This is a genomic window from Paenibacillus sp. 01L418 (assembly GCF_056400045.1).
This window is the reverse complement of record NZ_JBFTSN010000273.1, coordinates 1-8850: the sequence shown is the minus strand read 5'-3', so window position 1 is coordinate 8850 and position 8850 is coordinate 1. Positions and strand designations below refer to the sequence as shown.

Genomic DNA, 8850 nt, shown 5'->3' with positions numbered 1-8850 from the left:
CCATATCAATTAATTGTTCGCGGGAAAGTGTTCTTTCAGCATTTCTAGCCATAGCAACAAGCAGTTTATATTCATTGGGTGTTAAATTTATGGGTTCTTGATTGATGTAAACCTGTTTAGCTTGGCTATCCAAACTTAATCGTCCATTACCGTATTCCAAACGATCAGCGAGAAGCTCATGATGATTGGTACGCCGCAGGACGGAACGAACTCTAGCCAACAATTCATGGGGATCAAATGGTTTCACGATATAATCGTCAGCTCCAGCAGATAACCCTTGGATGCGATGATTTAGAGAAGCTTTAGCCGTAAGCATAATGATGGGTACCGGATTAGTTCCTCGTATTTGTCTGCACAGCAGCTCTCCATTAATGTCAGGGAGCATCAAGTCAAGAATGATTAAATCAAAGGGCTGCTTATCGATTTCATGCATCGCACTTTGGCCATCACTAGCTTCACATGCACTATAACCAGCCTTGTTTAGATAAGCGATTATAACCTCTCTAATTTTATTTTCATCCTCAATAACTAAAATTTTACTCATGGTTGCTCATTCCATTTCAATGTTTTTAGTTCGTCTAGAGAAATTCGATTAATAAATTTGCTGAACTTTTCCTTTCCTTTAGCATGTTCTTTATAATAGTTAATGAGATTAAATATTGATGGTATTAACTGATCTTCCGATAAACCTGAAAGTAAAAGCTGGGCAAAGGAAGGTTTTATTCCCTTTGGCTCTCCGCCGACATAAACGTCAAACACATTCCGCATTTTTACAACCCCAATATCTTTTAATAAAGGTTCACTTGTACCTAATGCGCAACCTGCATAACCGACTTTCATTGGCGTTGGTGTTCCGATTCCCGCGATTGCTTCGTTTAATTTAATGGCAATATCTAAGCCGGCATCCTGGGCTCCTTTGCAAAAGTTGCATGCAATCAAGCTTTTTGTCGTAAAGCCTGAAGGATTAACCTCGAGGCCGACTGCTCGTAATTGTTCGGTTATTTCATTTTGTTGATCTAACGGTATTTCCACATAAAGCTGCTTAAAAGGTGTCATCTCTATATTTGCATCTGTGTCAATAAGTGAACCTATGGTTACCAGTTGATGAGGTGTAAACAGGCTGCCTCCAACCTGAATGGCTGGTGAGACTGCGATTTTTATTTTATCATACATTTGGCATCTCTCCTTTACATCATAACCATTATAATATACCCCCTAAGGGTATGTAGGTCAAGAGTTTTTACTATACCCGGGTTAAGTATCTATAATTGTCTTCATGATGTCATTGCAACAGTTTAATTGTCTGCACAAAAAAAAGAGCGAGCCGAATAGTCGACTCACTCTTTATAAATATTACTAATGGCTGCATTCAAGTTTCATGCTTATTCTAAACCAAACTTGACCATATCATTTGTTTTGTACCAAGTACCGATTCCGGTATCCATGAGTAAATGGAAGGCACCATGAGTACAACAACGAGCTTCTCAACCGGGTCCACAAAAAATCCGGTTCTTCCTGAACCCTCCAGCTGGTAGGTGCCTACTGATTCATATGAAAGATGATGAATAGCTAAATCTAAACCAAGAGCATGGCCTTTATCTTTGATTTTACCTCCCCAATGATAGGCGGGAACGTTAAACAGATGTCGGCGAGTCATCAGATCTACTGACTTTCTGCCAAGGATACGCTGACCTTCAAAGGTTCCGCCATTCAACAGCATTTGTCCGAATTTCCACATATCAAATAGTGTTGAATAAAGTCCACTATCCGAACGAGGCGGCATAGGTGAACCGTCATTTTCTCTGCTTAACCTTTCGATATCCATCCGATCTACACTGCATACTTCAGAGTGCAGATGCTCAGGCACATCAAAAAAAGTACGTGTCATTTGGAGTGGTTCGATAATGTTCTCCGTAATGTAGTCCTCATACTGCTTACCAGATACTCTTGAGACGATCTCGCCCAGCAGAGCGAAGCCCACCGTAGAATAATTATAGGCATCCCCGGGTTGGCAAACGAGCGGGCCTTGCAGCACTTTTCGAATCCAATGATCCATGCCGCTAGCCCCCCACCATTCTCTAGGATAGGGCTCATTGTAATATCCGGTGACTGGCAAAATACCAGACGTATGCGTTAATAAGTGGAACAAGGTGATATCTTTATGTACAGGATTATTGAATTCTTCCAAAATGTTGGACACAGGCAGATCGATATAAAGCTTACCGTCCTCTATGAGCTTCATTATCGCAACACTTGTGAATGCTTTCGTTATGGATGACATTTTACGCAAGGAATCGGGCTGCAGTTCACCTTGGTCAGTGGAGCCATGCAGTCGACCCATTGATTTCCATGCGGCGATCTTTCCTTCTCGTGCAACGAGAAAACTGGCTGCTTGAATTTTTTGCTGTGCGATCAGATTCAGAAAGTGATTATCCAGCTTATTTAATTGATGTGAGCTGAGCCCAACCTCTTCGGGCACAACATCCAAGTGGCCCTCCGTTATTTTCCACTCGCTTAGCAATTCATTCATCTGTCACGATCCCCTTCCATTAATTAGGAACAATGAATCTATACTACACGAGCCGCTCTAATTTCGTCCATATGGATGTAAAGACTGCCGTTAAAATTATAAAAGATTGTTAGTATGTATCAAGTTCAGAGCTGCATTCCATTCGTATGTTTTATCATCAAAGATCCTTTGTTTTCGTGAGCTTTACCCTTTTTAATATTTCATTTATAAAATCAGTTTTACCTGCTGTATAACCGGACCGATCTTGAGCGTGCAAAGCCAATTCCTTTTTTAACTGTTCATACGCAATGACAGCCTCGGGATGCTCCCTAAGATAATCGCGGAATGCCAAATGTCTTGCTAATTCTTCGCTATCACGATTGCACACGTACAAATGATGCTCCATCCATTTTCCACGCTGTTTATGCCAAGGAACCGACATATCTTTTCTGCCAAAGGCCTCTCTTCCTTCAAAACTCCATTCTTGTTGATGGAAATAACCAATCTTCTCAAGCCCTTGGATGATCAGAGGCAGCATACTATAATCTTCAATGACGATATCTATATCCAAGATGGGCTTAGCACCAAGTCCTTTAACAGAGGTGCTTCCTACATGTTCAACTGACCTAATGAATTGCCCAACTTCAGCTTCGATAGTAGATCGTATTTCACAAAATTCGTGCTCCCAAAGAGGATTATAGTTTTCAATCTCAACTATTGTACTCATCATACTGATTCCTTCCTCTGCGCGGCAAAACCCATTCTGCACATCGACCAATTAAAGCTTGTGGTTGCAATTTTATCATTCAAATCCCACAAATTATCGATCATGCGAACCTCGACATTTCTGCGTATGAGTTCTCCAAACAAATCATGAACAATTATTTTATTGATAGGGATCTGTGTTTTTTCGCTCACATAGTAACCAGCACTTTTATCTGCGCCATAGAAATCAGTCGTATCGAATTCATATAAATACAACGTGGTTTGCCTCATGATTTCAAACCATTTATGCTCAATCGCAACAACATGGTCCAACGAATTTGAGCTTAAATAAAGTTTTTTATGCTCATCTGTGGTCGTTTCATGACTATGATAAGTTACTCTAGGACAATTGCGAGGTGTTAGGAAATTCGGCAAGCACCGTTCATTTATTACCCATACCAACCCTTTGCTTTGATCCATATCCACTCGAGAAGGTATTCGAGGTTCAAAAAGTGTAATATCACTTTCTTCGCTCACATGAAATAATCTCAAATGATCCCTGCTTTCTGATATAAAATTGTTGTGCACGAACAGCATTATTTTCAACATACGAGGAGATTGTACCATAATCTGGTTTAGAGTGGACGCAAAAAAACCGCGATATACGCGGTTCATCAGTCACTTGAAAAGTTATCTATGCACATTGTTGGTTTCGTACAGTAAACAGCTGGCTGAAACCATGTTTTTTAAGGATTTTCGCAGCCTTTTTACTTTTATAGAAACTGTCCGACAAAATTAAGACAGAGTCATTTGGTGCAAGCTCTTTGTTCCACAAATAAGGGAGCCGACCAATTGATATATTAATCGAACCATCCACATGACATTTCTCATAGTCAGTTGAATCGCGGACATCGAGTATTTTACTGCTGTCAGGTATAACGCCTTTTTCATTTAGCGCTTTTTCGTCGACATAAGTTAAATTTTTTAGGGGTGAGAATCTTCTATAAATGAACCACATTACGAATAAACCAGTTAGAGCAATTAAAATCAACATATCCTAACCTCCCCAATCCGTTTAATAAGGTACGCATATTCTATTGTAATATGGATGACCACACTTTAATCGCTGTGAAAATGAGTAATACAACAAGCCCATATCGCAAATATTTCACGTTTATTTTAGAGCTGATTCTAGATCCAATTGGAGCACCGATCAAGCTGCCCAATACAACAAATACAGTTGGCCATATCGGAATGGAACCAGCGGATAGCTTGCCGATTACGCCGCCAATTGCCGACACAAATACGATCGCTAATGATGAAGCAATGGTTGTCCTTGTCGGAATTTTTAAGACCGTCAACATTATTGGGATTAGAATAAAAGCACCACCTGCTCCAACAACTCCTGACACAATGCCAACAATGAAAGCAGACGTTACCGCAATGAGCTTATTAAAAGTGATTTCATTTATATTTAATTGTTGTTTTCCCCGGTTTGGAACGAGCATTAAAACAACAGCAATAACCGATAATGTTCCGTATATAATATTAATGGCATCTTCATTAAGAAAACGAGATCCGAATCCGCCAATTAAACTGCCCATTAAAATACTGCTGCCCATATAAATAACAAGACCTTTATGAATGACCGCTGTTTGATTGCTTTTCTGACGGAAAGCGATAATCCCAGCTAACGAAGCGAAGAAAACTTGAAACATGCTGATGGATGCCACTTCTTTTGCCGTAAACTGCGCTAAGCCAAGACTGGATGGAACATATAATAAAAGGGGAAAATTTATTATGGCCCCGCCTATGCCAAGTAATCCCGAAAAAAAGGAACCAACAAAACCGAGCAGCGTCATGATGATGTAAAGGATAATGTCCATAAAAACTCTCCTTGTTGGAATGCAATAAGTAAGGTATAATTAAAACCAAGTAACTTCATGTGAAATGAGGTATTTATGAAATGAAAAGTATATTCAAAAAAATATTTGAAGATAAATGCCCGACCTGCAATGAACCCTTGCTGTCAATCAATGAAAGCTTGTCCAGCACCAAGTATTGTGAGCATGGACATTACAAAGAAGAAAATTACAGCTCCCTAGGTGTAAGAATTATATATGACGTCTTAGAATAAGCGAACACGCTCTACCGTGTTCGCTTATTTTTTGTTATCGTTCAGTTACAAAAAAATCTCCAAAAGGCCTATTACAATGAGTATCATACCGCCGATGAGAGTAGAATATTTACCTAACCATGTTCTAGCAATCTCATGTCCAATCCGCAATCCGATAGCAACGGTTATTAGTGAAAATATACCAACAGAAATTGCAGTCATTATCGGTGACGCACCACTAACACCTGCTCCAAATCCTGTAGCGATACAATTTAATGATAAAGCAAAACCTAATGAGATCGTTTCCTGCCAAGTAATAGATCTTTCCGAATCACTAGTCTCACGTAATGGACTTGTTGCAACCCTTGTCCTCTGTTTAGGCAATATGCTCCAAAGACCTAGAAGTATGATGACAGAACCACCAATTAAATCTGCATGCTTTTGACTCATAAAACCAGATATAAGGTGACCCATTGTTATGGCTAAATATGCTGCAGCCATGGCCAATATGGCAATAAACAAGTTTGAGACAATTGGAATTTTTGTTGATCGTGTGCCAAAGGATACACCAATTCCTAAATTATCAATATTAGAAGCCAGTCCAATGAGAATGATTGAAATTAAATGCATAACTATACCTCCTCTACCATCCATTCTACTAAGTAGAGTATGCTAGAGAAGGTTATTAAGCTTGTGTTCTTTTACCGACTTTTCACGAGCAGCTCAATCGCTTCTTTAACCAGCTTATTCGCATCGCCGCCAGCAGACTGTTCTTCAATAATACATTGATGAAGGTTTTCCGCAACAATTTGGGCCATTGCTTTATCTGCTGCATTGCGTACTGCTGACAGCTGGCTTACTACGTCCTTGCAAGATTGCTGTTCATCCATCAATCTCAATACGCCTCGAACCTGACCCTCTATTCTTCTTAGTCGTGTTTTTATTTCATCGGTATAAACATATGCCATGTTCTTAACCTCCCATTCGTTAACGTGTACATGTATGGGTATATTATAAACCAAAAGAGAGTATCATTTCATTGATTATATAAATAAATTCACTTTTGCATCGGTGGCGTCGCCTAAGTAACCGGCTACACCAGCAAGTTGAATATCATCGATCAGCTCTTCACGCTGCAAACCAAGAAGATCCATTGTCATTGTACACGCTACAAGCTTAACCCCTTGCTCCTGCGCAAGTTCTATGAGCTGTGGCAGTGATAACGCATTATGCTTCTTCATAACATGCTTAATCATTTTAGGTCCCATGCCGCCAAAATTCATTTTGGATAAGCCTAGTTTTTGCGGTCCTCTTGGCATCATCCAGCCAAAGGCTTTTTCAAGAAGCCCTTTTTTGGTATGGACTGCTTCATCCTTGCGCAAAGCATTTAGTCCCCAAAAGGTGAAAAATATAGTTACCTCGTGATCATAAGCAGCTGCTCCATTTGCAATAATAAAAGCAGCTATCGCTTTATCAAGTTCCYCGCTGAAGAGGACTATCGTTGTTTTTTCAGTTACAGCTTCCATATATGTTCTCCTCTCCATAATAAAATTCAGTTAAATTTTTTTCACTAGAAATGTGAACACGCCGTTTTCTTCCGTATGCTGCACGAGTTCATGGTTTGCTTTTCTAATCCAAGCCGTAAAATCATTTAAAGAACCTTTATCGGTTGATAATACCTCCATAAATTGTCCAGGCTTCAATCCATCCAGTGCTTTTTTTGCTTTTACGATTGGCATCGGGCAAGCCAGCCCTTTGGTATCAACGATTAGATCAGCTTTCATTATTCATTTCCTCCTTTAATTATCGTGAACGGCACAACGATTTGGACCGATTTCCATTTCGCGCTGCTCTTCTTCGTTAGGTGTGATTTTACCCATATTCGTTTGGCGTATTTCTTGGTAAGCGTTCGGATGCTGCGGCAGATTGTTGGTCACCATGCCGCGAAACGCAGCTTCATCCGATATTTGCAAGCCTGTATTGTTTTTATATACATCGGATAAAACAGCGGCTACCCGCCCATCTTCTCCAAGCTCCGAGAACTTGCCGAAGTGTGCTGGAAGTATAATTAAATCCTGAGACAAATCCGGATAACGACTATATAACGTTTGACGAAGATCACCAACCCAATCTTCAGCGAGTCCAGCCAAATCTGGTCGTCCAATGGATTCAATAAATAAAATGTCACCAGTTAGTAAATACTGATCATCTACTATAAATGATGTACTGCCGATCGTATGACCAGGTGAATAAATGGGTTGTATTTTTAATGTGGTATTGCCTACCTCAATATCGTGACCGTTCTCAAGTTTCGCGTATTCAAATGTGACTTCTGCAGCATCTTTTGGAGGAAGCCAGTACGTTGCAGATTGTTGTTCTGCAAGCTTACGGCCGCCCGAGATATGATCCGCATGAAGATGGGTATCTAACGTATGCATAATGCGATACCCATTGTCCTTCGCAAATTGCTCCAACACATTCGTCATTCTAGGGGCATCTACGACAGCAGCTTCACCGTCTGATACGATCATGTAGGACAAGCAGCCTTTACCCATTMGTACAAACTGAAAAATAGTACCGCCTTGGCGCAAATCGCCAATTTTTACGGGCTCCAAATGCTCGCTCCACGACTTCATCCCGCCCTGCAAGTAATAAACATTAGACCTGCCTGCTGCCACGAGCAACTCTCCAACAAATATTGAAGAACCTTCTTTGGCGCATACAACCAGCACTTTTTTGTCTATTGGAATTTGTTCGATTATCTCCTCTACTCCCTCTAGCAGTTCAAAGTAAGGAATATTGAGAACCTCTATTCGACTTCCTTCGATTTTCCAATTCGCAAAGTCGCTTTCACTACGTACATCAAGGATGAAGAGGTCTTCTTTTTTGCTTAAAATAAGTTTTGCTAGCTGCCCGGYACTCATTTCATTTAACTGGTTTGATGAACTCACGGTGTATTCCTCCTACTATGATGAGTGAGTGGTATTACTGTACATCATTCTCTAGTGGTCCTTCCCATTCGGACATACCTGGCAAGACATTGTACACGAGTTTGAACCCTTTATCAGCTAATAGCTGGCAAGCGATATCGCTGCGGGTGCCAGTGCGGCACACGATATAAAGCTCCTGATCAGGATCGAGTTCACTCGTTCGAATATCAAGCTCTCCTAACGGAATTGATTTGGCTCCAGGGATGTGGTTAAAAACATACTCTGCAGACTCACGTACATCTAAAATCATCATGTTCTCATTTGAAATAAGCTTCTTCATCAAATCTCCGTTGTTCATTGTCTTCAAATATTTGATTTCTTCTTTTATTTCATTCGGGTTGGATTTTCTAAGGTAATGCTTCAATACCTCGCCCTCCGTAAGCGTACCTAAGTATTGATGCCCCGCATTTCTGCTCCACCCTTGGATGTCTGCCAAAGATCCTTTGTCCGTGGCAACCACTTCAATGACTTGTCCAGAAAGAAGCTCATTCATTGCTTTTTTCGTCTTGATGATGGGCATAGGACAAGCC

The 8850-nt window shown here is 40.5% G+C and carries 13 protein-coding genes; all 13 read right to left on the bottom strand.

The annotated features are described in order from the left end of the window. Positions 1–544 (bottom strand): response regulator transcription factor (locus AC1DSE_RS24495; RefSeq protein WP_477528319.1); only part of this gene is annotated, 544 nt, incomplete at its 3' end. Continuing rightward, positions 541–1173, bottom strand: a complete 633-nt coding sequence (locus AC1DSE_RS24490) for a nitrite/sulfite reductase domain-containing protein (RefSeq protein ID WP_441886202.1) — start codon at positions 1171–1173, stop codon at positions 541–543. The genes AC1DSE_RS24495 and AC1DSE_RS24490, both read right to left, overlap by 4 nt. Before the next feature lie 214 nt (positions 1174–1387). Beyond that, the gene (locus AC1DSE_RS24485; RefSeq protein WP_477511664.1) at positions 1388–2530 is read right to left on the bottom strand and encodes a serine hydrolase domain-containing protein; all 1143 of its coding nucleotides are present in this window, start codon (positions 2528–2530) and stop codon (positions 1388–1390) included. Between the two features lie 157 nt (positions 2531–2687). Then, positions 2688–3236 carry a GrpB family protein gene (locus AC1DSE_RS24480; RefSeq protein ID WP_477511669.1) on the bottom strand — a complete coding sequence of 183 codons (549 nt, stop codon included), beginning with the start codon at positions 3234–3236 and terminating at the stop codon, positions 2688–2690. Then, complete coding sequence (locus tag AC1DSE_RS24475) at positions 3236–3766, bottom strand: DUF6886 family protein (RefSeq protein WP_477511663.1); 531 nt, start codon at positions 3764–3766, stop codon at positions 3236–3238. The genes AC1DSE_RS24480 and AC1DSE_RS24475 overlap by 1 nt, the downstream gene beginning before the upstream one ends. A 142-nt stretch (positions 3767–3908) precedes the next feature. Then, on the bottom strand, positions 3909–4268 hold the full coding sequence (locus AC1DSE_RS24470; protein ID WP_441886214.1) for a rhodanese-like domain-containing protein: 360 nt from the start codon (positions 4266–4268) through the stop codon (positions 3909–3911). A 40-nt stretch (positions 4269–4308) separates the two neighbouring features. Beyond that, positions 4309–5100, bottom strand: coding sequence for a sulfite exporter TauE/SafE family protein (locus AC1DSE_RS24465; RefSeq protein ID WP_339209350.1), 792 nt, complete (start codon positions 5098–5100; stop codon positions 4309–4311). Between the two features lie 296 nt (positions 5101–5396). Continuing rightward, positions 5397–5960: a manganese efflux pump MntP gene (locus AC1DSE_RS24460; protein WP_441886218.1), complete on the bottom strand. Its 564-nt coding sequence runs from the start codon at positions 5958–5960 to the stop codon at positions 5397–5399. 71 nt (positions 5961–6031) lie between these two features. Next, the gene (locus tag AC1DSE_RS24455; RefSeq protein ID WP_441886221.1) at positions 6032–6298 is read right to left on the bottom strand and encodes a metal-sensitive transcriptional regulator; all 267 of its coding nucleotides are present in this window, start codon (positions 6296–6298) and stop codon (positions 6032–6034) included. A 75-nt stretch (positions 6299–6373) separates the two neighbouring features. After that, positions 6374–6856, bottom strand: coding sequence for a DsrE/DsrF/DrsH-like family protein (locus AC1DSE_RS24450; RefSeq protein WP_477528318.1), 483 nt, complete (start codon positions 6854–6856; stop codon positions 6374–6376). Between the two features lie 30 nt (positions 6857–6886). Continuing rightward, entirely contained in the window at positions 6887–7114 is a 228-nt protein-coding gene (locus AC1DSE_RS24445; RefSeq protein ID WP_477511661.1) for a sulfurtransferase TusA family protein, read from the bottom strand. A gap of 15 nt (positions 7115–7129) precedes the next feature. Further along, positions 7130–8254 (bottom strand): MBL fold metallo-hydrolase, encoded by a 1125-nt coding sequence (locus AC1DSE_RS24440; protein WP_477528320.1) that lies wholly within the window; start codon positions 8252–8254, stop codon positions 7130–7132. A gap of 61 nt (positions 8255–8315) precedes the next feature. Next, positions 8316–8850 (bottom strand): sulfurtransferase TusA family protein (locus tag AC1DSE_RS24435; RefSeq protein ID WP_477528317.1); only part of this gene is annotated, 535 nt, incomplete at its 5' end.